This window comes from Octadecabacter ascidiaceicola, from assembly GCF_900185015.1.
Classification (GTDB): domain Bacteria; phylum Pseudomonadota; class Alphaproteobacteria; order Rhodobacterales; family Rhodobacteraceae; genus Octadecabacter; species Octadecabacter ascidiaceicola.
The window spans coordinates 101867-127110 of the sequence record NZ_FXYD01000002.1; the positions used below are offsets into that span (position 1 = coordinate 101867).

At 56.8% G+C, this 25244-nt stretch carries 28 protein-coding genes; 14 read left to right on the forward strand and 14 right to left on the reverse strand.

Annotated elements, in window-relative coordinates:
• Window positions 1-157: 157 nt before the first annotated feature.
• Genes pgeF through lgt form a run of 3 tightly spaced genes read right to left on the reverse strand, consistent with a single transcriptional unit; the run spans window position 158 to window position 2891 of the window.
• The gene (gene pgeF, locus OCA8868_RS05825; RefSeq protein WP_093995646.1) at window positions 158-925 is read right to left on the reverse strand and encodes a peptidoglycan editing factor PgeF; all 768 of its coding nucleotides are present in this window, start codon (window positions 923-925) and stop codon (window positions 158-160) included.
• Complete coding sequence (locus OCA8868_RS05830; protein ID WP_093995647.1) at window positions 922-1980, reverse strand: class I SAM-dependent methyltransferase; 1059 nt, start codon at window positions 1978-1980, stop codon at window positions 922-924. Before OCA8868_RS05830 ends, pgeF begins: the two co-directional genes overlap by 4 nt.
• A complete protein-coding gene (gene lgt / locus OCA8868_RS05835) occupies window positions 1977-2891 on the reverse strand; it encodes a prolipoprotein diacylglyceryl transferase (protein ID WP_093995648.1) in 915 nt (304 codons plus the stop codon). Before lgt ends, OCA8868_RS05830 begins: the two co-directional genes overlap by 4 nt.
• Window positions 2892-2992: 101 nt before the next feature.
• Between lgt and OCA8868_RS05840 the strand changes: the two genes are divergently transcribed.
• Window positions 2993-3232 (forward strand): accessory factor UbiK family protein, encoded by a 240-nt coding sequence (locus OCA8868_RS05840; RefSeq protein WP_049833660.1) that lies wholly within the window; start codon window positions 2993-2995, stop codon window positions 3230-3232.
• Window positions 3233-3381: 149 nt separating this feature from the next.
• On the opposite strand, the gene OCA8868_RS16875 is transcribed toward OCA8868_RS05840, so the two are convergent.
• On the reverse strand, window positions 3382-4557 hold the full coding sequence (locus OCA8868_RS16875; protein ID WP_093995649.1) for an FAD-dependent oxidoreductase: 1176 nt from the start codon (window positions 4555-4557) through the stop codon (window positions 3382-3384).
• A 282-nt stretch (window positions 4558-4839) separates the two neighbouring features.
• Here OCA8868_RS16875 and ileS point away from each other — a divergent pair, with 282 nt between their 5' ends.
• The 3 genes from ileS to OCA8868_RS05860 are packed head-to-tail and all read left to right on the forward strand — an operon-like array spanning window position 4840 to window position 8734.
• The gene (gene ileS, locus OCA8868_RS05850) at window positions 4840-7830 is read left to right on the forward strand and encodes an isoleucine--tRNA ligase (protein ID WP_093995650.1); all 2991 of its coding nucleotides are present in this window, start codon (window positions 4840-4842) and stop codon (window positions 7828-7830) included.
• Window positions 7817-8233: a PaaI family thioesterase gene (locus OCA8868_RS05855; protein WP_093995651.1), complete on the forward strand. Its 417-nt coding sequence runs from the start codon at window positions 7817-7819 to the stop codon at window positions 8231-8233. Before ileS ends, OCA8868_RS05855 begins: the two co-directional genes overlap by 14 nt.
• A 48-nt stretch (window positions 8234-8281) precedes the next feature.
• Window positions 8282-8734 carry a methylated-DNA--[protein]-cysteine S-methyltransferase gene (locus OCA8868_RS05860; RefSeq protein ID WP_093995652.1) on the forward strand — a complete coding sequence of 151 codons (453 nt, stop codon included), beginning with the start codon at window positions 8282-8284 and terminating at the stop codon, window positions 8732-8734.
• Between the two features lie 43 nt (window positions 8735-8777).
• Here OCA8868_RS05860 and OCA8868_RS05865 read toward each other — a convergent pair whose 3' ends face one another.
• The 4 genes from OCA8868_RS05865 to fsa all read right to left on the reverse strand — a co-directional run bounded on the left by OCA8868_RS05865 (window position 8778) and on the right by fsa (window position 12025).
• Window positions 8778-9473 carry a CDP-alcohol phosphatidyltransferase family protein gene (locus OCA8868_RS05865; protein ID WP_093995653.1) on the reverse strand — a complete coding sequence of 232 codons (696 nt, stop codon included), beginning with the start codon at window positions 9471-9473 and terminating at the stop codon, window positions 8778-8780.
• Between the two features lie 42 nt (window positions 9474-9515).
• A complete protein-coding gene (locus tag OCA8868_RS05870) occupies window positions 9516-10436 on the reverse strand; it encodes a tyrosine recombinase XerC (RefSeq protein WP_093995654.1) in 921 nt (306 codons plus the stop codon).
• A complete protein-coding gene (locus OCA8868_RS05875) occupies window positions 10436-11143 on the reverse strand; it encodes a DUF484 family protein (RefSeq protein WP_093995655.1) in 708 nt (235 codons plus the stop codon). Before OCA8868_RS05875 ends, OCA8868_RS05870 begins: the two co-directional genes overlap by 1 nt.
• A gap of 228 nt (window positions 11144-11371) precedes the next feature.
• Window positions 11372-12025, reverse strand: a complete 654-nt coding sequence (gene fsa, locus OCA8868_RS05880) for a fructose-6-phosphate aldolase (protein ID WP_093995656.1) — start codon at window positions 12023-12025, stop codon at window positions 11372-11374.
• A gap of 138 nt (window positions 12026-12163) precedes the next feature.
• Between fsa and OCA8868_RS05885 the strand changes: the two genes are divergently transcribed.
• Window positions 12164-12796, forward strand: coding sequence for a LysE family translocator (locus OCA8868_RS05885; RefSeq protein WP_093995657.1), 633 nt, complete (start codon window positions 12164-12166; stop codon window positions 12794-12796).
• Window positions 12793-14985: a primosomal protein N' gene (locus OCA8868_RS05890; protein WP_093995658.1), complete on the forward strand. Its 2193-nt coding sequence runs from the start codon at window positions 12793-12795 to the stop codon at window positions 14983-14985. The genes OCA8868_RS05885 and OCA8868_RS05890 overlap by 4 nt, the downstream gene beginning before the upstream one ends.
• A gap of 66 nt (window positions 14986-15051) precedes the next feature.
• On the opposite strand, the gene OCA8868_RS05895 is transcribed toward OCA8868_RS05890, so the two are convergent.
• A complete protein-coding gene (locus OCA8868_RS05895; protein WP_093995659.1) occupies window positions 15052-15261 on the reverse strand; it encodes a DUF6958 family protein in 210 nt (69 codons plus the stop codon).
• Window positions 15262-15334: 73 nt separating this feature from the next.
• Between OCA8868_RS05895 and OCA8868_RS05900 the strand changes: the two genes are divergently transcribed.
• The 3 genes from OCA8868_RS05900 to OCA8868_RS05910 all read left to right on the forward strand — a co-directional run bounded on the left by OCA8868_RS05900 (window position 15335) and on the right by OCA8868_RS05910 (window position 17908).
• Window positions 15335-16564: an MFS transporter gene (locus tag OCA8868_RS05900; RefSeq protein ID WP_093995660.1), complete on the forward strand. Its 1230-nt coding sequence runs from the start codon at window positions 15335-15337 to the stop codon at window positions 16562-16564.
• Between the two features lie 3 nt (window positions 16565-16567).
• The gene (locus OCA8868_RS05905) at window positions 16568-17440 is read left to right on the forward strand and encodes a 50S ribosomal protein L11 methyltransferase (protein WP_093995661.1); all 873 of its coding nucleotides are present in this window, start codon (window positions 16568-16570) and stop codon (window positions 17438-17440) included.
• A 117-nt stretch (window positions 17441-17557) separates the two neighbouring features.
• On the forward strand, window positions 17558-17908 hold the full coding sequence (locus tag OCA8868_RS05910) for a hypothetical protein (protein ID WP_093995662.1): 351 nt from the start codon (window positions 17558-17560) through the stop codon (window positions 17906-17908).
• Window positions 17909-18028: 120 nt separating this feature from the next.
• On the opposite strand, the gene OCA8868_RS05915 is transcribed toward OCA8868_RS05910, so the two are convergent.
• Complete coding sequence (locus OCA8868_RS05915) at window positions 18029-18226, reverse strand: DUF1127 domain-containing protein (protein ID WP_093995663.1); 198 nt, start codon at window positions 18224-18226, stop codon at window positions 18029-18031.
• A gap of 329 nt (window positions 18227-18555) precedes the next feature.
• On the opposite strand from OCA8868_RS05915, the gene ruvC reads away from it, so the two are divergent.
• From ruvC to ruvB, 3 genes are all read left to right on the forward strand, one after another.
• Window positions 18556-19050: a crossover junction endodeoxyribonuclease RuvC gene (gene ruvC / locus OCA8868_RS05920; protein ID WP_093995664.1), complete on the forward strand. Its 495-nt coding sequence runs from the start codon at window positions 18556-18558 to the stop codon at window positions 19048-19050.
• The gene (gene ruvA / locus OCA8868_RS05925; RefSeq protein WP_093995665.1) at window positions 19047-19730 is read left to right on the forward strand and encodes a Holliday junction branch migration protein RuvA; all 684 of its coding nucleotides are present in this window, start codon (window positions 19047-19049) and stop codon (window positions 19728-19730) included. The genes ruvC and ruvA overlap by 4 nt, the downstream gene beginning before the upstream one ends.
• 85 nt (window positions 19731-19815) lie before the next feature.
• A complete protein-coding gene (ruvB, locus tag OCA8868_RS05930; RefSeq protein ID WP_093995666.1) occupies window positions 19816-20838 on the forward strand; it encodes a Holliday junction branch migration DNA helicase RuvB in 1023 nt (340 codons plus the stop codon).
• Window positions 20839-20980: 142 nt separating this feature from the next.
• On the opposite strand, the gene OCA8868_RS05935 is transcribed toward ruvB, so the two are convergent.
• The 4 genes from OCA8868_RS05935 to OCA8868_RS05950 form a co-directional block, all read right to left on the reverse strand.
• On the reverse strand, window positions 20981-21598 hold the full coding sequence (locus tag OCA8868_RS05935; RefSeq protein ID WP_143849541.1) for an MFS transporter: 618 nt from the start codon (window positions 21596-21598) through the stop codon (window positions 20981-20983).
• Between the two features lie 215 nt (window positions 21599-21813).
• Window positions 21814-22776 (reverse strand): biotin synthase BioB, encoded by a 963-nt coding sequence (bioB, locus tag OCA8868_RS05940; protein WP_093995668.1) that lies wholly within the window; start codon window positions 22774-22776, stop codon window positions 21814-21816.
• Window positions 22776-23339 carry a biotin transporter BioY gene (locus tag OCA8868_RS05945; protein WP_093996164.1) on the reverse strand — a complete coding sequence of 188 codons (564 nt, stop codon included), beginning with the start codon at window positions 23337-23339 and terminating at the stop codon, window positions 22776-22778. Before OCA8868_RS05945 ends, bioB begins: the two co-directional genes overlap by 1 nt.
• 81 nt (window positions 23340-23420) lie before the next feature.
• A complete protein-coding gene (locus OCA8868_RS05950) occupies window positions 23421-24023 on the reverse strand; it encodes a GntR family transcriptional regulator (protein WP_245848069.1) in 603 nt (200 codons plus the stop codon).
• A 188-nt stretch (window positions 24024-24211) separates the two neighbouring features.
• Here OCA8868_RS05950 and OCA8868_RS05955 point away from each other — a divergent pair, with 188 nt between their 5' ends.
• Together OCA8868_RS05955 and ybgC are read left to right on the forward strand one after the other, a co-directional pair.
• Entirely contained in the window at window positions 24212-24838 is a 627-nt protein-coding gene (locus OCA8868_RS05955; protein WP_093995669.1) for a hypothetical protein, read from the forward strand.
• Window positions 24835-25224, forward strand: coding sequence for a tol-pal system-associated acyl-CoA thioesterase (ybgC, locus tag OCA8868_RS05960; RefSeq protein WP_093995670.1), 390 nt, complete (start codon window positions 24835-24837; stop codon window positions 25222-25224). Before OCA8868_RS05955 ends, ybgC begins: the two co-directional genes overlap by 4 nt.
• Window positions 25225-25244: the final 20 nt, after the last annotated feature.

Sequence of the window (25244 nt, forward strand, 5' to 3'; positions counted from 1 at the left end):
TAGGGCGCGATGAATGTGGCGTTACCCATCGCGGCCTTGAAGGCGCGTTAAATAAGGGAAATGCGTAGGTTTGTGGACAGTCCGCCTCTGAAGGGTGGGATTGTTTCCGGTTGAGTTTGGCAGAGACATGGCACCGCCTGCCGCATTTCAGTCCAGATCAGACTGCTGGCCCAAGGGTGATTGCCGCGATCAGCCGGCCGTAGTCGGCCTCTTTATTATGGGTCGTGCGGCGGTAGCTATAGAAGCGGTCCGGATCCGCGTAGGTGCAGTGGCGCGTCCATTCGGCTTGACCAACGCCTGCTTCGCGTAAGCGGTGCAAACCTAGCGCGGGAAGGTCGAACTGGTACTTGCCGTTTTCGCCATTCGCAAAGAATCGCGCAAAGGCGGGGTCTTTTGTGATGAAGTCTTCAAAGAACTCTGGTCCGACTTCATAGGCGGTTTGGCTGATGCACGGGCCGATGACGGCTGAGATGTTTTCACGCGTTGCGCCGAGGGCTTCCATCGCGTCGAGGGTGGACTCCAGCACGCCATCAAGCGCCCCTTTCCAACCGGCATGGGCCGCGCCGATGACGCCAGCGGTTGCATCGGCAAACAGGACGGGTTGGCAATCAGCAGACAAGACCGACAGCGCTATCCCCGGCGTTGCCGTGACCAGCGCGTCCGCCTTGGGGTGGTCGGTACTGGGGCTGGTGACGGTAATAACGTCCGGTGAATGGACCTGATACACGCCCATCAATGCGTCCGGCACCACGCCCATTGCATCAGCAACGCGCGTGCGATTGATGGTGACCGCTTCGTGCTGGTCGGAACTGCCGGTGCCGCAGTTCAGGCCTTCGAACACGCCGGAAGACGCGCCGCCGCGACGGGTAAAGAAGCCGTGGCGAAACGGGGACAGGCTGTCAGCGGTGATGATTTCTAGGGTCATGGTTCCAGTCCCGCAGGTGGCAGGGCCCCGTCAGGGTAGAGCCCCAGTACTTTGAACAGCGAACCCATTTCTGACGGGTGCGTCAAGCGGCGGTGTGCGGCAATGTGCTGATCAAGGGCATCATCGCGCAGATTTTTGGCAAGTGTCTGGGCGCGCTGGGTGATGCCGAGGCGCTCCAGAAACACCCCTTGCGGTGTGAGGCGGGTGTGTTTGGCGGGGCTTGCGTTGGTGGCGATGGTTTCGAAGTCAACATGCGCAGTGATGTCGGCCGTGCCAACGTTTGCAAATGGATCAACGGGTGCGTGGTTTTGCAAGGCTTGCAGGGTGTCGCCAAGGGAATGCCAATCACCATAGTCAATGATCAGCGCCGCGCCCCCGTGGTCCGCGATGCGGGTGGCGATGTTTTGGGTGATGGCGGGCAAGGCGGGACAGTGTTCAACAATGTCGCCGACCTTGGTGTCGGTGAGGCGGTGATCCATGAGTGCGATGTTTGCAGGGGCAGACAGCCCGGGACCCAAGACGTTGTCTTGAACCCCGACCTGTACTTCGCGCCAGCCGTTGTCGTCGCGGTGGAATTGGCGGATCGGCAGGGCGTCGAAGAATTCATTGGCCACAAGGAACAGGGGCATGTCGGGCAGGGTTGTGATGTTGTCGTGCCATGTGGCGCTCGGAACCCGCGTGGCTTGTTCGCGGCGCAAGGTCGGGGAGGTTTCAACGAAGTGCACCTGTGCTGCGTCATTGAACCCCGCAACGCGGGCCGTTACACGCAGGATGTCGGCCATCAATGTGCCGCGGCCGGGGCCAAGTTCAGCGAGGGCAAATTCGCTCGGCTGGCCTTGATCAAGCCATGCCTGCGCCAGCGACAAGCCGATCAATTCGCCAAACATCTGGGAAATTTCCGGGGCGGTGGTGAAATCCCCCGCAGCGCCAAGCGGATCACGGGTGGCGTAATAGCCAAGCGTGGGGTGCATTAGCGCATCGGCCATATAGTCGGCCAATGTGATCGGGCCAGACGTCGCGATCCGCGCGGCTATGAGGTCGTGCAGTTTGTTCATGCTTTGCGACGGGTGAGGAGGATGACGATCAAGCCGCCGAGGATCATCGGGATGGAAAGTGCTTGTCCTTGGGTCAGGCCCCATGCGCCAAAGTCATAGGCCCAGCCGATGGGGTTATCCGGAGACGTGAATTGCGCGTCTGGTTGGCGCACGAATTCCACCAAGAACCGCGACAGCCCGTAACCCATAAGGAACACCGCCACGAGGGACCATTGGCGCTTTAACCAGCCACGTTTGAACGCGAGGTACATGATGATGGACCCGACCAGCAGCCCTTCGAGGCCGGCTTCATAGAGCTGGCTGGGGTGGCGGGCAGGTTCATCGCCATAATAGAACCACTCGCCCACGGTCGTGCAAAGCTGACGCGCAGGGTCGACGCACATGGATGGGAATTTCACCCCCCAAGGCAGGTCCGTCGCGCGGCCCCAGAGTTCGGCGTTGATAAAGTTGGCGATCCGCACGAGGAAAATTGCAGGTGTCGCCGTGAGGGCAAGGACATTTGCGACATCGCCCAAAGCGGCGCCATAACGGCGTGCGCTGATGATGACTGCGACACAGACACCGATAAAGCCGCCATGGAACGACATGCCGCCGTCCCAAACGCGAAAGACCGATAGCGGGTCTTTTGCGAACTGGCCGTCGCCGTAAAACAGCACGTAGCCAATGCGCCCGCCAGCGATGACGCCGATGATGACCCATGTTAGAAGGTCTTCGATTTGATCGCGGGTGAGGGCGGAGGTGTCGTCGCGCCAGAGGGTCAGGCGTTTGCTGGCCTGCACAGCGATCCACCAACCGATGATGATACCGACGATATAGCCCAGCGCATACCAACGCAGCGCGAAAGAGAACCCGAAAAGGGTAATGCTGAAAATCTCGGGCGAGATATTGGGGAAGGGAATGGCTGCTAACATGCGCCCTGTTGTGACGCAGGGTGCGACGATGTCAACTGGTCAGCGGGGTTGTTTTGCGGCCAAAGCGTGCCCATATAGCGGATAACAGAATGGAGAACGCCATGCAGACCCGTAACAAAGTCTTTGACGACATTTCACAATTGATGACCAACGCGATGGGCGTGGCCCAAGGTGCCAAGGATGAAGCGCAGACCGCTATGTCGTCTATGGTGGACCGCTGGTTGGCGGACCGTGATTTTGTGACCCGCGAAGAATTCGAAGCCGTGCGCACAATGGCGCAGAAGGCGCGTGAAGAGAATGCCAGCCTATTGGCCCGCATCGAAGCGCTTGAAGGTAAGTAAGCGGAGCGGCGTTGCCGCGCAGTATTATTGATAGATTGGGGCTGCCGTTAGGTGGCCCTTTTTTGTTGTGATACGGGTTTTGATATCGGAGGGGGCCAGCCCCCGCTACGCTCCCCCGGGATATTTATGAAACAAAAGCAAGGTGGGGGTTAGAGCCGCCCGATTGGCGAGACCATTGTGCCGCACACAAGGCTGGTGAGGATGCGCGGCGTTGGTGGAATTTGGCTGATCGGGAATAGGGCGCGGTCGCGGATGAGCGGGAGAAGCGCGCTGTCGGATTGATACATTGGGGTGAAGGCCCATGACATCGCTTGGTAGATTTTCGTGTGCAGGCGGCGGGCACGGGCATAGGCGGGGAGTGCTTGTTTTATAGGCCGTGTGTTCAGGGTACGTGACAAGGCGAGCGCGTCAAGCAGCGCCATGTTGGCCCCTTGCCCGAGTTGCGGTGAGGCGCGGTGGGCGGCGTCGCCGATGTGGACGAGGCGGTTGTTGTAGGGGCGGTTAAGGGTGCCGTGGCTGTAGCGGGCCATTGTCATTTGGCCTGCGTCGGTGATTTGATCCACGAAGGGCGCAAGGGCGGGCCAGAGGGCTGTGGCCTCATTCTTCCATGCATCAAGACCCGCGTCTTGCCATGCTTTGAAACCGTTTCTGGGGAGGGACCAGAAAACGGCCGCCTTGAAGGTGTTGTCGTTCGGAAATGTGCCGATGGGCAGCGCGCCGATCATATGGGAGGCTTTGACGTAGCGCTGGGAGAGGTGGTGTTTGGGGATATCGGTCTCAGGCCAATCGACCGTTCCCCAGATGGCGCCATAGCTTAGCGGCTTGGCCTTTATCGGGGAGAGAGGCGAGCCTGCGCCGGAGCTGTCGATGCACAGATCGAAGGGGCCGTGGCTGTCATTCGTGGCTGTGAAGACCTCAATGCTATCATCGTCTTGACGCACGGAAGTGACGTTGGATGCGGTTGTTAGCGTGATGCCTGATCGGGTTTGCATCGCCTGCCAGAGGGCATCAAATAGGGCTGCGCGGTGGATGGCGAGGCCGTAGGCATTGGGATCAACGAGGTCGTACTTGACGTCGAGCACGCGTCTGCCGTTTTGCGCTTCGATCCCGAGCATATGGGTGACGCGATTGCCATAAGACAGGGCCGTTTCGAGCGCGCCGATTTCTGCCAAGACCTGTTGGCCAACGGGCTGGATGACGAGGCCCGAGCCGACAGGTTTGGGGGTGTCGAATTGATCAAAGATCGTGATGTCGTGGCCTTGATCCGCCAGTAAACTTGCGGCGGTTAAGCCGCCCATTCCGGCCCCGATGATGGCGATACGCATACTCAAAAACTCCGTACGGATGGCGTATGGAATCCGTATGGGTTCCATATGGGTATCGTATGGGAAATCTTGCACGGCCATGCAAGTTGGCACATGGGCAAACGGCGCACTTTACCGCAGGGGCGGGCGGGCCTATAAGCCCGTTATGACCATTCGCGCGATCCAGATTATTCGAATTATATCCCCGACGTTGTGACCCCCACACGTCGGACCAAGGTGTCTGTTATGATCCGCACCGCCATTTGCAAATTCCCGAAATAACCTATCCGAAGGACGCTCCACATGTGCGCCGACAAAGTTGAATACAAAACCACGCTGAACCTGCCAAAGACCGACTTCCCGATGCGGGCTGGTCTGCCAAAGCGCGAACCCGATTGGTTGGGGCGCTGGGCTGAGATGAATGTGTACGAAAAGCTGCGCGAAAAGGCGAAGACCGAGACGCGCCAGCCGTTCACGCTGCATGATGGCCCGCCCTATGCGAACGGGCATTTGCACATTGGCCACGCGCTGAACAAGATCCTGAAAGATATGGTTGTGCGGTCCCAGCAGATGATGGGGCGCGATGCACGTTATATCCCCGGTTGGGATTGTCATGGTCTGCCGATCGAATGGAAGATCGAAGAAAAGTACCGCGAGAAGGGCCTCGATAAGGATGCTGTGGACGTTGTGGAGTTCCGTCAGGAATGCCGCGATTTTGCGTCTGGTTGGGTCGATATTCAGCGCGAGGAATTCAAGCGTTTGGGCGTTCAGGGCAACTGGGACGAACCCTATCTGACGATGAACTTCCATGCCGAAAAGGTTATCGCAGAGGAGTTCCAGAAGTTCCTGATGACGGGCACGCTTTATCAAGGCTCCAAGCCTGTGATGTGGTCGCCGGTCGAAGAAACCGCGCTGGCCGAGGCCGAGGTCGAGTACCACGACAAAGAGAGCTTTGCGATTTGGGTGAAGTTTCCAGTGAGCTTAGTCTCGACAGAAACTCTACCTGGAACTGGTCGCGGTGAAGTGACTTCCTCCGATGCTAGTGTGACCGAATTTGCAAATACGAGCGTGGTGATCTGGACGACGACGCCATGGACAATTCCGTCCAATAAAGCAGTCGTTTTTGGCGCGCAGTATTCCTACGGTCTGTATGAAGTTGTTTCGACTCCGGATGAATGTTGGGCAGAGGTCGGCGAACGCTTTATCATAGCAGACAAATTGGCTGCTGATGTTTTCGCCAAAGCCCGTTTGGATGAAAACAATTGGAAGCGAGTGCGCGAAGTTTCAGCGTATGACTTGGATGGTCTAGAGCTTCAACACCCGTTGAGTGGCGTTGAAGGCAGCAACGGCGAGTGGGACGATCTGCGTGATTTCCGTGCCGCTGATTTTGTGACCGACGACGAAGGCACGGGTTTTGTGCATTGTGCCCCAAGCCACGGGATGGAGGAATTTGAGCTTTACCGTGATCTGGGCATGCTGGCGCAAGTCATCACATACAACGTCATGGATGATGGGTCTTTCCGCGAGGACCTGCCGTTCTTTGGCGGCAAGCGTATCCTGCGGGCCAAGGCCAAGAAGGGCAATTGGGAAGGCGATGCGAACGGCGCAGTAATGTCCAAGCTGGCTGAGGTCGGCGGGCTGTTGGCGCGTGGCAAGATCAAGCACTCCTATCCGCATTCTTGGCGCTCTAAGGCGCCGATCATCTTCCGCAACACACCGCAGTGGTTTGCGGCGATTGATAAGGCGGTTGGCGACGGGCAGGACACCTATGGCACGAGCATTCGTGAGCGTGCGTTGCGCAGCATTGATGAGCTGGTGACGTGGACTCCGCAAAAGGGGCGTAACCGTTTGCACGCGATGATCGAAGCGCGCCCGGATTGGGTGCTGTCGCGTCAGCGCGCATGGGGCGTTCCGTTGACTTGTTTCACGCGCGTTGGGGCAAAGCCGACGGATGAGGATTTCTTGTTGCGCGATCCGGCTGTGAACGCGCGTATTCTGGAAGCGTTTGAGGCTGAGGGCGCGGACGCGTGGTATAAGGATGGCGCGAAGGCGCGGTTCTTGGGTTCTGATCACAACCATGATGATTATGATCAGGTCATGGATATTCTGGATGTGTGGTTTGATTCCGGATCGACACACGCGTTCACATTGCGCGACCGTGAAGACGGGTCCGAGGATGGTTTGGCCGATCTGTATCTTGAGGGCACGGATCAGCACCGTGGGTGGTTCCATTCATCCATGTTGCAGGGCTGTGGCACGATGGGCCGCGCGCCATATCGCGGGGTTTTGACCCACGGGTTCACGCTTGATGAGAAGGGCATGAAGATGTCCAAATCCATCGGCAACACCATCGTTCCTGAAAAGATCGTGCAGCAATACGGCGCGGATATTCTGCGCCTGTGGGTGGCGCAGGTTGATTTCACCAATGACCAACGCATTGGCGATGAAATCCTGAAAGGCGTGGCGGACAGCTATCGCCGTTTGCGCAACACGCTGCGCTATATGCTCGGATCATTGGGTGACTTTGATCCTGCCAAGGCTGTGGCGCGCGATGACATGCCCGAGCTTGAGCAGCTGATCCTGCACAAGCTGGCGGTGCTGGATGGCGTGGTGCGCGAGGGTTATGCCAAGTACGACTTCCAAGGCGTGTTCCGCGCGATCTTTGAATTTGCGACGCTGGACCTGTCCTCGTTCTACTTCGATATCCGCAAGGATGCGTTGTATTGTGATGGGGATACGGACCGCCGTTTGGCTGCACTGACAGTTCTAGATGCATTGTATGCGCGCCTGACAACGTGGCTGGCCCCGATCCTGACGTTCACGATGGAAGAGGTTTGGTTGGAGCGCAATGGCGATGACACGTCTGTGCATTTGGTTGACTTCCCTGACACGCCGTCCGAGTGGCGCGACGATGAATTGGCTGCGCGTTCTGAAGTGGTGCGTACTGTGCGTCGTGTCGTGACGGGTGCGCTGGAAGAGCAACGCACAGCAAAGGTTATTGGGTCCTCGCTTGAGGCGGCCCCGACGGTGTATCTGAGCGCTGAATTGGCGAAAGTTATCACCAACCCGGACACCTTCGCGGATCTGTGCATCACCAGTCAAATCACGATCACACAAGGTGCGGCCCCTGACGGAGCGTTCACCTTGGACGATGTCGAAGGCGTGGGCGTTGTGTTCGGCATGTCTGACGGCGAAAAGTGCGAACGCTGCTGGAAAATTCTGCCGGACGTTGGCAAGCACAGCCATGAAGGTGTCTGTGGCCGCTGCGACGGAGCGCTGAATGGAGCCGCGTAACGAAAACTGGAAAGCCCGCTGTGAAGCGGGCTTTTTTACGCAAGACGTCATGGGCACGCTTGGCGTGTCGATTGCCGAACTCGTGCCGGGGCGCATTGTGTTGGAAATGCCGTTCAACGCAGCGTTCACCCAACATCACGGATTTCTACACGCGGGCACTGTGACCACGGTCCTTGATAGCGCGTGCGGATTTGCAGCATTTACGTTGATGCCCGAAGACCGCGAAGTGCTGACGGTTGAGTTCAAGTCCAACTTTCTAAGCCCAGCCAAAGGCAGTGTGTTTCGTTTCGAAGGCGAGGTTGTGAAATCTGGCCGCACATTGAGCGTGACACGCGGGACAGCATTCGCGGATGGCGTCGCGATTTCTACGATGCAAGCCACGATGATGGCGGTCGCGCTCTAGGAGCAGGAATCGGATTGCCGCGACGCGACGTTCGCGCAACAGTAGTTTATGCCCAGTATAACGATCCCAACTCAGTTCGGCCCACTCACCCTTTGGGAGGAGGACGGCGCGATTGTGCGTTTGGATTGGGACGGTAACGGTACGGACGAAACCGAACTGCTGGTTGAGGCCGCGCGCCAGCTGAGAGCGTACGATGCCGGCGAATTGAAAGCCTTTGACTTGCCATTGCAGGTCGCGGGTTCTGATTTTCAACGCGCGGTGTGCGAGCAAATGTCAGCGATCCCGTTTGGGGAAACTGTAACTTACGGAGATATCGCGAAGGCACTGGGTGCACCTGCGCAGGCGATTGGGTCCGCTTGTGGCGGCAATCCGATCCCTGTGATTATCCCGTGCCACCGCGTGATGGGGGCCAAGGGGCTGACTGGGTTTTCTGGTAAGGGTGGCGTTGAAACCAAGGTCGCGTTGCTGCGTCATGAAGGGGCGGGCGGGTTTCTTATCTAGCTCCAAAAGATGAGTATTTAAGAGCCAAAGAAAGCAGGGCAAGTTACCCGTCGGGGCCGTGCAAGACTTGTTGAACGGCGCCTGCGGCGAGCAAGTAGGCAGACGTGACCATCAAGCCCCAGAACACTCCAGTTGCAGGTTCGAAGTTTTCCCAAGCGGCGAAGCCTGCAAACACTGTCCACGCTAAGGCCATCGGCAGCGAGACCGCGCGCCAGCGGTCAGTGCGCACGGGGTGGATGAATTTGATCGGCAGGAACATAGCAACAGAAAGGACCGCAACGAGGACCAAACAGGCCCACCATGGTGGGGACAGGGCGAACAGCACGAGGATCAGCATGTTCCAGCAACCGGGAAATCCGGAAAAGGAATTGTCTTTTGTTTTCATGCGTGTGTCGCAGAAGTAGAGGGCTGACCCGAAAGTTATTACAATGATTGCGACCCAGCCGGACCATCCGTCCATCAGGCCGGACGCGTAAAGCGCATAGGCTGGAATGAAGACATAGGTGAGGTAGTCGATGATCAGATCAAGCAATACGCCGTCAAACTGCGGCGCATATTTTTTGACGTTGTAGTGGCGGGCCAACGGCCCATCGATTCCGTCTACCGCAAAGGCCACAATGAGCCAGACGAACATCATCGCCCAGTCTTTCTGGATAGCTTCAAGCATGGCGAGCATGGCGAAAACGGCACCCGTGGCGGTCAGAAAATGGACGGTGAGGGCTTTGATTTGATTGTTCATCGGGACGTCATGGCGCAACTTGCGCGTTAGGGCAAGTGAGGTTTATCCGTCCGCTCTTGGATGGGCCGCGTCATAGACCTCCATCAAGCGTGCAGTGTCGACGGCGGTGTAAGCCTGAGTTGTCGACAGGGAGGCGTGGCCGAGGAGTTCCTGAATGGAGCGCAAATCGCCACCAGCGTTCAACAGATGCGTCGCAAAGCTGTGGCGTAGTGCGTGCGGTGTGGCCGTGGCGGGTAGGCCCAATTGCATGCGCGATTGCGCCATAACCGACTGGATGGCCTTGGGGTAAAGGGGGCCGCCGCGTGCGCCGCGAAAGATTGGGGCGTCAGGTTCCATCGGGTGTGGGCAAGCGTCGAGATAGGCGTTCACAGCGGCGCGGGCTGCTGGGATCACCGGAACGAGGCGTTCTTTGCCGCCCTTACCCAGGATGCGCAGGGTTGCGGGAAGGGGAACATCCTTTGCGGTCAGGCCAAGGGCCTCGGATATCCGCAGGCCGCAGCCATATAGAAGGGTGACCACCGCCACATCACGCGCCGCGATCCAAGGCTCGCGGGCTTGCACCTCAACCGTGTCGATCATCGCGCGGGCAGCATCAACGGCCAGTGGGCGAGGGAGTTTTTTCTGGAACTTGGGGGACCGCGTGGACAAAACCGCCGTCGGTTCAAACCCTTCGCGGTCGGCAAGCCAACGGTAAAAGGATTTCACAGCAGACAGGCTGCGCGCCAAGGATCGCGCCGCTACGCCGCGAGCCCGTTCTGACGCCATCCATGCCCGCATATCGCTAACGGTTATGCGTGAAATCGGGCCAAGCCCCTGCGCTTCACCGTGGTGCAGTGTCATGAAATTCAGAAATCCCAACAGGTCTGTCTGGTAGGCAGCAATTGTGTTTTCCGCCGCGCCTTTCAGGGCGCGTTGATGGGCCAACCAGCTGTCCAAGGCGGCGGACATGGCGGGCGAAATCATCAGCTTAACCAGCGTCGTAAAGAGCGTTCAAACACACCGGCAAAGAAGGTTAACAGATCAGTACCTTGTTGTGGCGTGAACTGGTGCGGGTCTTCTGCACCAAAAATCAGCATACCGGGCAAACGCCCTTCGCCGAGATCAAGCTGCAAACAGGCCTCGGAGCGAATGTAGTCAGTCTTGTCCCCGAATATGGCGGTGTCATCGGATTTCACTTGGCGCAGTGTCACCTGACGCGCGGTAATCTGGCGTCCATGTGTGATGTAATCTCGCACAAAGCCAGGTTCTACGACGGACAAAACATCGCTCAACTTGGAAACTGCGGGGTCTGCCTCAGGCGTGACGGACTCAAGCACCAAACGCACTGCATCCACGCGCAAAATGTCGGCGACATCGCCGCGCAACTCTTTCAGAAAGGGTTCAAACTTCGTCGCATCCATCATCCGCAAAATCGCGCGGTGGATCTGGTTTGTTCCAGCGAGGTTTTCATATGCGGCCGCAATCACATTGCGATGCGTATCCTCAAGACGATCTAGCCGCGCCTCAAGGCGCTCCATGGCAATACCGCGTAGATCGACAATATTGCTGCCTTGCGCACTTTCGTTTGCGGCGACGAGCGCACGCATAACATCTTGATCTTCCAAAAGAACCGAAGGATCGGACATGATTTTAGACCGAACGTCATCGGTCAAAAGGGGATCGCTGCTCATACTCGTCTCATTTTATTGTTGGGGATGTATGTAGCAGAAAGATTGGTCGAGCGGATAGGTTTATTTACGACGAATCCAAAGTGTTGCAGGGCGACACTCATGTAGAATGCCGCCCCGCTGTTTGCCTTTGTTTCATAAATATCCCGGGGGAGTCCGAAGGACGGGGGCTGGCCCCCTCTTTCTTTCTTGCGCACCTTTGGTGCGCCCCCGCCCGCCGCAGGCGAAATCTTAGACGATTTTGATATTCGCTTTTTCGATGTCCTTCATGAACGCGGCCAAACCGTTGTCGGTCAGCACGTGGTTCGCCATCGCCTTGATCACGGCTGGCGGCGCAGTTGCAACGTCGGCACCAATTTTCGCACATTCAGACATGTGGTTGGCGTTGCGTATCGATGCCGCGAGGATCTGTGTCTCAAACCCGTAGTTGTCATAAATGGTGCGGATGTCTTCGATCAGCTCAAGCCCATCAAGGTTGATATCGTCCAAACGGCCGATAAACGGGGAAATGAATGTTGCACCAGCTTTGGCGGCCAGCAACGCTTGGTTTGCGCTAAAGCACAGCGTCACGTTAACCATGGTGCCTTCGCTGGACAGGACCTTACAGGCTTTCAGGCCGTCCCATGTCAGCGGCACTTTCACTGTGATGTTATCGGCGATCTTCGCGAGCTTGCGGCCTTCGGCGATCATATCATCCGCCTTAAGTGATACGACCTCGGCAGAGACCGGACCGTCGACGAGATCACAGATTTCTTTAGTCACTTCCAGAATGTCACGGCCGGATTTGGCAATGATGGACGGGTTTGTTGTAACGCCGTCAACCATGCCAAGGTCGTTCAGTTCTGCAATGGCGGCGACGTCTGCGGTATCTACGAAGAATTTCATGGGGCTGCGCTCCGGCTGATGTTGGGTGATAGGAATCTGCCCTCCCAATAGCGCAAACCACTTCGTTCGGGAAGGGGCGGTTGAATGCCAGTTGCGGCAGGTGTCTAATGCCATTTCGGACGACTGCAGGGGATTCTCATGGACCTATCAATCTGGATGACATTTGTGGCGGCAACCGTGGTGTTGTTGATCATCCCCGGTCCGACGATTGTGCTGGTGCTGACCTATGCATTAACGCAAGGGCGACGCGTGGCGATTGCGTCTGCTGCGGGCGTGGCACTGGGGGATTTTATCGCCATGACCACATCCCTAGTTGGTCTTGGCGCGATTGTTTTGGCGTCGGTGACGGCGTTTACGGCGCTTAAATGGGTCGGGGCGATCTATTTGGTGTGGATGGGGATCGGCATGATCCGCAGTGCTGGCGGCGCGACCTTGGGCAAAATCGATGAGGCACCTCAGTTGAGCGCGGGCGCAGTGTTTCGCAACGCTTGTGTCGTGACGGCGTTGAACCCCAAAGGCATTGTATTTTTCATCGCCTTTGTGCCGCAGTTCGTCCGCCAAGACGCGGCATTGGCTCCACAGTTTGCAATTTTGATCGCGACCTTCGTTGGTCTCGCTGCGGTGAATGTCATGATCTATGCGCTGTTGGCGGATCGGCTGCGCACAGCCATCCGCAAGCCCGCCGTGCTGGGCTGGATGACCCGACTGGGCGGTGGTGTGTTGATTGGCATGGGCGTGTTGACGGCCACGATGCGCAAAGCCGCCGCATGAGTCAGGAGTTCTTCCATGAAGGTGAGTTGGTCGGCGTTTTAACCACGCAACCGCTGGACCGTGTGTTGGACTATAAAGCACCAGAAGGCGGGTGCCATTTGGGCGCCTTCGTTGAGGTCCCTCTTGGCCCGCGCAAGGTTTTGGGTGTGGTCTGGGGCAGCGGCAAGGGGGACTGGGACATCAAGAAGGTGCGCTCGGTTATTCGGGTGCTGGATGTGGCGCCGATGGCCGATGAGATGCGCCAGTTTCTGAAACGGGCCGCTGATTACACACTGACCCCGATGAACGCGATGCTGCGCCTTGCGACCCGCGCGCCGGGGCTTGGGGATGCGCCGTCGATGCGCAAGGTTTATCGTTTGGGCAGCGTTGAGCCGGACCGGATGACCGAGGCCCGCACTAAAGTTTTGGATGTGCTGCGCGAATACGGCGGGCTGGCGTTCACATTAAAAGAAGTCGCGGACACGGCGGGGGTGACGTCATCCGTGGTGAAGGGGTTGGTCAAACTGGGCGCGGTGTCCGAAGAGGACAGCCCACGCGATCTGCCCTATCCGCGGTTGGACCCTGATTATGGCAGCAAAGACCTGACCGAAGACCAAACCGCAGGCGCGAAGGTTCTGCGCGAGGCTGTGCGGTCAGGTGCCTATGGCACGACTTTGCTGAAAGGGGTGACGGGGTCGGGTAAGACCGAGGTGTACCTTGAAGCCGTGGCGGAATGTTTGCGTGTGGGGCGGCAGGCCTTGGTGTTGTTGCCTGAAATTGCGTTGACGTCTGAATTCATCACGAGGGTTGAGGCGCGGTTCGGGATGAAGCCTGCAGAATGGCATTCCGGTGTCACGATGACCGAACGTCGCCGCTGCTGGCGCATGGTTGGGCAGGGGGAAGCACAACTGATTGTGGGTGCGCGGTCTGCGTTGTTTTTGCCCTATCGCGATTTGGGATTGATCGTGGTCGATGAAGAACACGACACGTCCTATAAACAGGAAGACGGGGTGCTGTATAATGCCCGCGATATGACGGTGCTTCGGGCGTCCTTGAATTCCGCACAGGTGGTGTTGGCGAGCGCGACGCCAAGCTTGGAAAGCTGGGCCAATGTCGAGGCGGGCAAATATGCGCGGGTGACGTTGGCATCGCGGTATGGCGACGCGGTGCTGCCGGACATGTCCGCGATTGATATGCGCATCGAGGATTTGCCAGGTGGTCGTTGGGTGTCGCCGAGTTTGCAAAAGAAGGTGCAGTCGCGATTAGAAAAGGGCGAGCAGTCGTTGCTGTTCCTGAACCGGCGCGGCTATGCGCCTGTCACGATTTGTCGGGCCTGTGGGCACCAGATTGGCTGTGATGATTGTGATGCAACGATGGTCGAGCACCGCTTTCTGAAACGTCTGATGTGCCATCAATGCGGTGAGACGAAACCGATGCCAACCGTCTGCCCAAGCTGTGAAGCAGAGGACCGTTTGGCCCCCGTTGGCCCCGGAGTGGAACGCATGGCAGAGGAAGCACAGGCGTTGTTTCCGGATGCCAAGATCGCGGTGCTATCGTCGGACCTTTATGGGTCAGCGCGGGCGTTGAAAGAACATATTGAGAGCATCGCGCGCGGTGAAGCGGATGTGATTGTCGGCACCCAGTTGGTTGCCAAGGGGCACAATTTTCCGAAACTAACGCTGGTCGGGGTGATTGATGCGGACCTTGGATTGCAGGGGTCAGATTTGCGCGCCGCTGAGCGCACGTTTCAACTGATGCGTCAGGTGGCTGGGCGTGCGGGGCGGGCTGAGATTGCTGGCGAGGCGGTGTTGCAGACGTTTCAGCCAGAACATCCCGTTATTCGCGCGATTTTGGGTGGCGACGAGGAGGCGTTTTGGGCAGCGGAAGCAGGCGAGCGCCGCGCGGCGGGTGTGCCGCCCTATGGGCGCATGGCGGGGATCGTGTTGAGTTCGACCAACGTGCAAGAGGTGTTTGACCTCGGCACTGAAATGGCACGGATGGATGGGCCGTTGCGTAAAATTGGTGCGCAAGTTTTCGGACCCGCGCCTGCGCCGATTGCGCGGATACGCGGACGGCACAGAGTGCGTCTGCTGGTGAAGGCCGAAAAGTCAGCGCCCTTGCAACAGGCGCTTGCCGCATGGGCTGGGCAGTTCAAACTGCGTGGCGAGTTGCGCATGGCGATCGATATTGATCCGCAAAGTTTCTACTAAGACGTTTCTAACGAGCGCCCAAATTCTCTGAGAGAATTTGGGACAGACTTTCGAGGAAAGTCTGGATCAGGTCAGGTGGAAACGCAGTGGTTTTGTATCAGCGCATTTTATCATGCCTTTGGCTTCAAGGTCGAGCTGCACAGTTTTTTGCCACCGTCCTGAGGTGGCACCCGCCGGAAACAGGTCTTCGGGAAGGTGGACTTTGGTGGCGTTTTTGGTGTCATTCGCGGTGTCGCCGGGGGTATTGATGTTTGCGATCTCGATCTTCTCAGCCATCGGAGTCTCCTGCCACAAGTGTACATTGAAATGCGGGTTCGACAAATGCCGTGGGCAGGCGTAGAGCCGATGTATGAAATCCGTCACCCTCTCTGATGCGCAAAATCTGCCTCTTTGGCGCCGGCCAGTCACGCTTTTGTTCTTGCTGGCAGCGATGATGCCGATTGCATTTTCGACCTGGTCGGCTCTGCTGAATAACTTTGTCATTGAAGTGGCGGGTTTTGATGGGGCTGATATTGGATGGTTGCATTCCATACGTGAAATTCCCGGGTTCCTTGCCATTGGCGTGATTGTTTTGTTGATGCTGTTTCGCGAGCAGGTGCTTGGGGTGGTGTCGCTTGTTTTGCTGGGGGTCGCGACGGCATTGACGGCGCAGTTCCCATCAATGGGCGGCATTTTGGTGATCACGATGCTAAGTTCCATCGGGTTCCACTACTATGAAACGGTGAACCAGAGCCTGCAATTGCAATGGATCGACAAGGCGCGTGCGCCCCAAACGCTGGGTTGGATTATTGCGACGGGGTCAGGGGCGACGTTTCTGGCCTATGTGCTGATTGTGTTGACATGGGAAAGGTACGACCTGTCGTATTCGCTGGTTTACTGGATTTCCGGTGGGATTACCGCCGCAGCCGCGCTGTTTTGCATGTTCGCGTATCCGCAGTTTGAAAGCCCCAATCCGCAGCACATGCGGTTTATTCTGCGGAAACGGTATTGGTTGTATTATGCGCTGCAATTCATGTCCGGCGCGCGGCGGCAGATCTTCTTTGTGTTTGCAGGTTTCATGATGGTCGAAAAGTTCGGCTATAAAGTGAGCGAAATAACATCGTTGCTGTTAATCACGCTTGTGACCACGATGGTGACTGCGCCTTTGATTGGGCGCGTGGTGCAAGTGCTTGGGGAGCGCTTTGCCCTGGTTGTTGAATATATCGGTTTGGCTGTGATTTTCCTGCTTTACGCGGGCCTGTATTACCTTGATTGGGGCGAAACACTTGCGGCGGCATTGTATGTAACCAATGCGATTTTCTTCAGCCTTGCGCTGGCGTTGAAAACCTATTTCCAAAAAATTGCCGACCCAAAAGATATTGCGCCGACAGCGGCGGTGGCCTTTACGATCAACCATATTGGGGCCGTGTTCTTGCCTGCAATTTTGGGGTACTTGTGGCTGACATCTCCGGGTTTGGTGTTTTTGTGCGCTGCAGGGATGGCGATTGTATCATTGATCCTGTCTTTATTGATTCCCCGCCATCCGGTTGAGGGAAATGAAACGATATTTGTACGCCTGCGGGCGCAACTTGCGGAGTAGAAAATGACGACGTTCACAGCACTGACCACGATGATGGGCAAACCAGCCGCAGAAGCGATGAGCAACGCGATGGAGAATATGGACCCAGCACCAACGGGCGTGGGTGTCTTTGAAGTGGAAGACGACAGCGGCCTTTGGGAAGTTGGCGGGTACTTTGAAGATGCGCCGGATGAAGCCTCGCTGGCGTTATTGGCGGCGACGTTTGGGGCAAAGCCCTTCGTGGTGTCTGAGGTGCCGGAAACCGACTGGGTCGCCCATGTGAAGCGCGAACTGCCCCCCGTCGAGGCAGGGCGGTTCTTTGTTTACGGATCGCATGACGCAGCCGAGCTACCAGAGGGCCGCGTTGGGTTGTTGATTGATGCGGCGATGGCATTTGGCACAGGGCACCACGGGACGACGTTGGGGTGCCTGCGGGCGTTTGATCGGTTGCTAAACGATGGCGAAGTGTTTGAAGACGTGGCCGATGTGGGCTGCGGGACGGCGGTATTGGCGATTGCGGCGGCGCGGACTACAGATGCGAAGGTGATCGCCAGCGATATTGACCCTGTGGCGGTGGACGTGGCTGAGGCGAATATGGCGGCCAATGGCATGGCTGGCGCTGTGACGTGTGTGACTGCGGCCGGGTTTGAAGATGGTGCATTGGCTGAAGCCGCACCATTTGACTTGATTTTCGCCAACATCCTTAAGGGGCCGCTGATTATGCTCGCGCCGGATATGGCGACGAACGCAAAGCCGGGGGGATTCGCGATTCTGTCGGGGCTTTTGAACGAACAGGCAGATGAAATCATTGGTGTTTATGCACGCAATGGATACAATTTGGTGCACCACGATCAGATTGGTGACTGGTCGACATTAACCCTACGTAAAGAAACATAGTAAAACCGCATTTGAAGCTGTTTTTCCCTTAAATTGAGGGGGTTGCCACATTTTCGCCGCAATTGAAGCGGAAATTGGTCGCGTTCGGTGGGGGCCGAGTAATAAGTAGGCTGCCAAATGACGATCGATGCTTCTTTAGACAAACGCTTGAACCGAGTTGTTCGCAACCACGAACGCATGCGCCGCAATGGTGTCGTTCACCGTGTTGGCAAGGACGGTTTGATCCGATCCCGCCCACGTTTGGTACGTCCGCGCGTACCACTGAAAGGCGTGTTGCTCATTGCTGCCCTGTTCATTGCATTTAAGTCGTTGCTGTTTGCACAGCTTGGCGCAGGTAACTACGCAGAAAAGGTCGAAGCACTGCGGTCCGGTTCCGCGATTGAACGGGCTGGCGCTGTTTTGATGCAAGAAGAGCCGGTGACTGTCGCAGTTGGTGGATATCTCAAGCAGTTTTTCTTTCAGCGCTAGGGCGCGATTTTTAGTAACGAGTTCGTTTCTTCCTCAGGAACACGAAAAGGCCGCGCCCATGGAAATGGACGCGGCCTTTGTATTTTTCGCGCTGTCGATGGGCTGAAAGCCGCGTCGCGATTAGCGGATAAGGTTGCCCTTAGCGATGTCTTCGATGTCGCCGCGAACCAGGCCGATATCGTCCAGTTCACGGTTGGTCAATTTGTTTAGGGAATTGCGTGTCATGCGACGGTCATTCCAGGAAACAAGGTTGCCAATCAAAGCAACAAGGGAAAAACCGGATTTTGCGTTTGCAGTGCGGAAAGCGATGGCTGCCATGGTGAAGTCTCCTGAAAATGTGGGCTGGCGCCGTTAAAGATTGATCGTCGTTCTAAAGCGCAATTAGGATCTCTTTTCGCGGCAAACCAGTGTCATTTAAACATAGGCGTTATGCAGTTTCTGCATGTCTTGAGAATTGGGCAAAGCCTTTAAAATAAGGCGCGAATTGACCCTAGGAAACGTCGGTTTCAGAATGGGCGGTGACGTTTTTGAACTCCGAATGTGGCGAAGGTGGTTAATGCGCCTGTGGCGAAAATGTCAAAAGGGCTAGGCGGGTGTTCGCGTTTTGTGCTAACGAGTAATTAACGAATAAGAAAACGAGGGCGAGCATGCGGGTTTTGGGCATTGATCCAGGGTTGGTGAACATGGGTTGGGGGGTGATTCACATAGATGGTTCGCGCTTAAGCCACGTCGCAAATGGTGTTTGCAAGTCAGGCAAGGGTGATTTGGCGGTGCGGTTGCTGGCGCTTCATGATCAGCTCGGCGCGGTGATTGCAGCGCATAAGCCAGAGGAGGCCGCCGTGGAGCAGACATTTGTGAACTCAAACGGGGCCGCGACACTCAAGCTCGGCCAAGCGCGCGGCATCGCGATGCTGGTGCCCGCACGCGCTGGGCTGGCGGTGGGGGAATATGCGCCGAATGCGATTAAGAAGGCTGTTGTCGGTGTCGGGCATGCGGATAAGGCGCAGATCGCGCATATGGTGAAACTGCAATTGCCCGGCGTTGATTTGGCAGGGCCGGATGCGGCGGACGCTTTGGCGATCGCGATTTGTCATGCCCATCATCTTCAATCGGCGCGCGCGGCAGCGAGAGTAGTGGCATGATCGGCCGGATCGCGGGGCGACTGGAATACCGCGCAGCCGACCATGTTCTGATCGACGTCAAGGGTGTCGGCTACATTGTCTATGTTAGTGACCGCGTGATGGCGTCATTGCCGAGTGTTGGCGAAGCGGTCGCGTTGTATACTGATTTGCTGGTCCGTGAAGACTTGTTGCAGCTGTTCGGGTTCACGACGCTGGTGGAAAAGGAATGGCACAGGTTGCTGATGTCCGTCCAAGGCATTGGGGCGAAAGCTTCGATGGCGATTATGGGGGCATTGGGCGCAGATGGCGTAAGCCGAGCGATTGCCTTGGGCGACTGGGCGGCTGTGGCGACGGCTAAGGGTGTCGGGCCGAAGACCGCAAAGAAGGCCATTCTGGAATTAAAAGACAAAGCCCACAGCGTGATGGCCATGGCTGGTACGGTGGCCGGAGCTGCGCCTGCGGCGGGCGGGGGGGCGTCGCCCGCCGCTGACGCGGCGGACGACGCCGTCCTTGAACCCGTTAGCGCTCCGATTGAGGCCAGCGGCGCGGCGCAATCAGATGCACTGTCTGCGCTTGGCAACCTTGGGTATGGGCCGTCTGATGCAGCCAGTGCGGTGGCGCAAGCGGCCGGTGAGAATGGGGGTGCAGATGCGCCAACGCTGATCCGCGCGGCGTTGAAATTGTTGGCACCGAAAGGGTAGGGCGAAGTGCGCCCTGTTAAGCTAGATAAATGGGTTTCCTTGCGCACCGCTGGTCGAGTGCGCAGCAGTAAGGCATAAGATAGATATGAATGAACCGGACCCATCCTTGCAGCCTCAACGCCAGTCCGAGGACAATGATCGTGCATTGCGCCCGCAGGCGTTGGATGAGTTTATTGGCCAAGCTGAAGCGCGGGCGAACCTGAAGGTTTTCATAGAGTCCGCTAAGCGGCGTGGTGAGGCGATGGATCACACCTTGTTCCACGGCCCACCCGGTTTGGGGAAAACCACGCTGGCGCAAATCATGGCGCGGGAACTGGGCGTCGGATTTCGCATGACGTCTGGGCCTGTGTTGGCCAAGGCGGGGGATTTAGCCGCGATCCTGACGAACCTTGAAGCGCGGGATGTGTTATTTATTGACGAAATTCATCGGCTGAATCCGGCGGTGGAGGAAGTGCTCTACCCCGCGCTTGAGGATTTCGAACTGGATCTAGTGATCGGGGAAGGGCCAGCGGCGCGTACGGTGCGCATTGAACTGCAGCCGTTCACACTGATCGGTGCCACGACCCGTATGGGATTATTGACGACGCCATTGCGCGACCGCTTTGGCATTCCGACGCGGTTACAGTTCTATACAACTGACGAGTTGCACCAGATTGTCACCCGTGGAGCGCGTTTGATGGGCGCCCCTGCGACGCCTGATGGCGCGCAAGAGATTGCCAAACGCGCGCGGGGCACGCCGCGTATTGCGGGGCGCTTGCTGCGCCGCGTTGTGGATTTCGCAATCGTTGAAGGGGATGGAACTGTCACGCAGGAGATTGCGGACAGCGCGTTGACGCGTTTGGGTGTGGATCATCTGGGGCTGGACGGTGCGGATCGGCGCTATTTGCGCTTGATCGCGGAGAACTATCAGGGGGGCCCTGTGGGGATCGAGACCCTCTCAGCGGCACTGTCTGAGGCGCGGGATGCGCTTGAGGAAGTGATTGAACCTTATTTGCTGCAACAAGGCCTGATCCAACGCACCCCGCGCGGCCGGATGTTGGCGCAAAAGGCGTGGGCCCATTTGGGGATGGCGGCGCCTAAAGGTCAGGGTGATATGTTTGGGGGGTAGTGGGGCGTGGCTTGGGCGGTTGTGTTGGGGTGCGGCGAACTGCTGGAATGATGCCCTCCTTTACACAATGCTGCATTCTGGTCGAACGGCAGCTAACCAAACATTGCGGCGAAGGTGCGGCTAGGATAACGGGCAACGTCCTTCATCGATCACGTGGGTCAACTGAACGAAGTTTGGCCACCTGGCTGTCCACTTCTCCGCAGGTCCAGCGCGTGTGTTTGCGTTCGGTTGTTGCTGGATCGTTTTGCAAGCCAAGCCCGAGCAGGATGAGCGATGCGTAAAACTGCCCGACCGCTAGACCGCTTGTGCCTGTGATCGCCGCGAGGGCCAGAAAGAACAGGCCAATCGATACAATCGGTCTGGTGCCAAAGCGTTTGATCAGAAACCCCGTGATAAAGCTGGGTGCAAACATGGCTATGAAATGCCAGCGGATGACATCGCCTGCCACAGCTTCGCTAAATCCGCACCCGATCATCGCCAGTGTGGTAGGCACCATCATGAAAATCATCACACCTTGGGATATTGCCCCGATCAATACCGCCTTGAGCACAGGTATTTGACGAAGCACTGCCAATGATGCGAACCGTGATGTGGTTTCCAACGCTGGTCTTTGCGCAGGGATCGGAATTCGCAAGAACAGAAGTGGGATCGCTCCAACAAGTGAAAGCACTGCAATCGCGCCATAGCCCCCCCCCCGCAAGCGGTATGACGGAAGCGAAGCCGCGAGAGCACTCGCGGCGACCATTACTGATGACTTCAACCGAAGAAAATCTCTGGTTTCGTCTGGGGCCCTGTAGATGTATCGCCCGCCTTCTCCGCTCGCTTCGTCTGATAGGATCAGCGGCTCGAAGCGCAATCAACCCCAAAGAGGTAAATCAGCCCATAGGCCCAAATGCTGCGATTTGAACGCATGCTCGCAATAGCATGTATCTGCAGACCAAGCCCTGCTCATGATCACGCGGGCATTGATCCACCCTATTCGATCGGAATGCTTGCCAATGTTTCGAACAATGCATCATCCAGTGAAAGCCCACTATTCGGGGCGGTCAGCAGGATGTCGCCATAAAAGATCGAGTTTGCCCCAGCAAGGAAGCACAGGACCTGATCACTGACAGAAAACCCGTCGCGTCCCGCAGAAAGGCGCACGCGTGTGTTTGGCATCAAGATGCGGGCGGTTGCGACCATGCGGATCATTTCGGGTGGGCGGACTCTCGAAAGGTGGCCTAATGGCGTGCCGGGTACTGGGATCAACGCATTGATTGGAACGCTTTCAGGGTGTGGATCAAAGCTTGCTAGAACCGCGAGCATATCAGCGCGGTCGCGCAGGCTTTCACCCATCCCGATGATACCGCCACAACAAATCGTGATCCCTGCGGCACGTACATGATCAAGAGTTTCAAGCCGGTCACGATACGTCCGTGTTCCAATGATTTCAGCGTAATAATCCGGCCCGGTATCAAGATTATGATTGTAAGCGGTCAGCCCGGCATCAGCGAGTGCCTGCGCCTGGTGTGGCTGAAGCATTCCAAGGGTAACGCAGGCCTCCATCCCGAGATCACGAACGCCGCGCACCATGTCTAAGACGGCGTCGAATTCTGCCCCATCGCGGACTTTGCGCCAAGCGGCTCCCATGCAGAACCTTTCAGCCCCGGCTGATTGGGCTTGTTTGGCTATGTCGATGACGGCCTGGGGATCCATGAAGTGTTCTTTTTGCAGCCCAACTTCTTTATGGTGTGCGGATTGCGGGCAATATGCGCAGTCTTCAGGGCAGCCGCCTGTCTTTATGCTGAGAAGGCTCGCCTTTTGGATATCTTCCACGTCATGGTGTGCCCGGTGCACCGCAGCGGCTTCATGTACAAGCGTCAGCAAGGGCGCACGGAGCAGCGCCTCTGCTTTGTTAGCCAACTGACTATCGACTGTATTCATCCTATCCAGCATCAGTCGCGACCTCGTACCCAGCGGGTAAGAGTCGCAGGAGCCGCTATGACCAAAAATGCAGCCAAGGCAACTTTGCATAGGTCACCAAAGAGGAAGGGCGCTATACCAAATGCGAATAACTTATCGTTTGGTACAAATTGCGCCAACCAAGCTACGCCCAAAGCATAGATCAGGGCAAGGCCAAGGGGCATTGAAAGCGATCCTAGGCGGCGACCAAATCGATCAGTTGCCCAACCAACCAAAATTGCTGCAACCAGGAAGCCAAATAGATACCCACCTGTTGGGCCAAACATATAGACTAATCCGACGCCTTTTTCTGGCGTGCCAGCAAAAACCGGCAGCCCAGCAGCACCTGCAGCTAGATACGCGCCGACACTTGCAACTCCAAAGCGTAGCCCACCCAACCCCGCGACAAGCAAGATAGTCGCGACCTGCATCGTCATCGGAACGGGCCAAAAAGGAATAGAAATCTTTGCAGATAAGGTGATGAACCCAACGGCGAGCGCAACTGTGGCAACATTTCCAATGGCGCTCTGTTGCGGATTAGCGATTGCTTGAGACATATTTGGCCCTTTATAGATAATTTTTGATTCGACGCATAATTTCATCAAAATTATCTATAGTAAAGTCGCTATCCCTCTTTACTAGGCCCGCTTCAGATGCCGTTCCAAGACCGCACATGCCGCATCAGCGTCCCCAGCCCGCATTGCACGGACAATATTCGCATGGTCGCGATCAGAAGACTGAGCCCATTTTTGTTGCCACTTGGTATGAAACCGATTTGCAGATAAGCGTTGGAGTTCTTCGATCTGTTTGAGCAGCCGATGACGGCCACATGGCCTCAGAATGGCCATATGAAAAGCACGATTGGCTCTTTCCCATGAAATTGCATCCTTTGCGTCATCACATAACAGCCGATAATCTTCTATTTCTCTCAGGGTCTTACCCTGAACTTGAATTACAGCTCGACGAAGCGCGAGTGGTTCAAGTGCCAATCGCATCTCCTGAATTTCGACATGATCGGATGAAGCGAGGGCGACAACTCTAACCCCCTTGCGTGGTTCCGATGTTGCAAGTTCCATCTGAACCAGTCGCTGCAGAGCTTCCCGAACGGGTACATGGCTACACTGAAAACGAGATGCGATTGCATCCTGGGCCAATCGCACGCCAGGCGGCTGCACTCCTCGGATGATTTCCTCAGCGATGGTGTCTGCAATCACTTCAGATATTATAGATAAATTTGTCATCGGTTCGGATTACCTCACTTCGGTTTTTATGCGAAGTGAAAATTCACTCGCCTTGCGATTCAGGCAGTTCAGTTACGCGGAAAGATAGAAGCAGACATAGCGAAAGAAATGGCTAAGGTCTTATTTGTCCGCAAAGCGGCCATAGACGCGGGGTTTTCCATCAATTGTGAATGGCGTAACAAGGCGCCATGATGAATGCCTCTGATATTGAACCGCTTTTTACCCGTGCTGACGGCAGTTACCTGAGCGCCCGTTGGGGGCGCCCGATTGTGCCTGTGGTGTTTGGGGTTGAGGACGACACTGTAGCCTTGTTGAAGGGCGCGTTTGAGGTGGTTTGCTTGATGGCGGGTCACCGGATGGATGAGTTGGACGCCGAATTGGGCGTTAACGTCATGATGCTGTTTTGCCGCGACTGGGATGAGCTGACGGGCGTGCCTGATCTGGACCGTTTGGTGCCGGAACTGGGCGACGTCGTGACGCGGCTGATCAAGGCGGATGCCAACCAGTACCGGATTTTCCGCTTTGACGAGGACGGCGCGATTAAGGCGTGTTTCATTTTCCTGCGCATGGACGCTGCGTTGGAGCAGGTGCCAGCCGAAGCATTGGCACTCGGGCAGGCGGTGCAGGCGATTGTCTTGTGGTCGGATGTTGCGTTCAATTCGACAACCCCGCTGGCCATGGCCGATGGCAAGACAGTTTTGCGCCCCGACATCGCAGAGGTAATCCGCGCGGTCTATGATCCCGTAATGCCAGCCGTGGCGCAGGATGCCAGCCATGCGTTGCGTTTGGCGGCAAGATTACAGGTTCCGTCATGACCCATCGTTTTCCCGTTCGCGTCTATTATGAAGACACTGATTTTGGCGGCATCGTTTATTACGCCAACTATTTTAAGTTTATTGAGCGTGGCCGCAGCGAATGGGTGCGCGAGCTGGGAATAGATCAGGTCGCAATGAAAGAAGACGAAGGGATCGTGTTTGCGGTACGTCGTGTGGAGGCGGATTATCACGCGCCGGCGCGCTATGATGACGAGCTTGTCGTGACAACGGATGTTGAGGTCGTGACAGGCGCGCGTTTGATTGTGCGCCAAGTGGTTGAGCGGGATGGCGTGGCGTTGTTTAGCGCGCTTGTGACCATCGTTGCGATCAATGACGCAGGGGCACCAGCCCGACTTCCGGCGGCTTTTCGCCGAAATCTTCACTGAAAACGCGCCTTAGCGCCGGT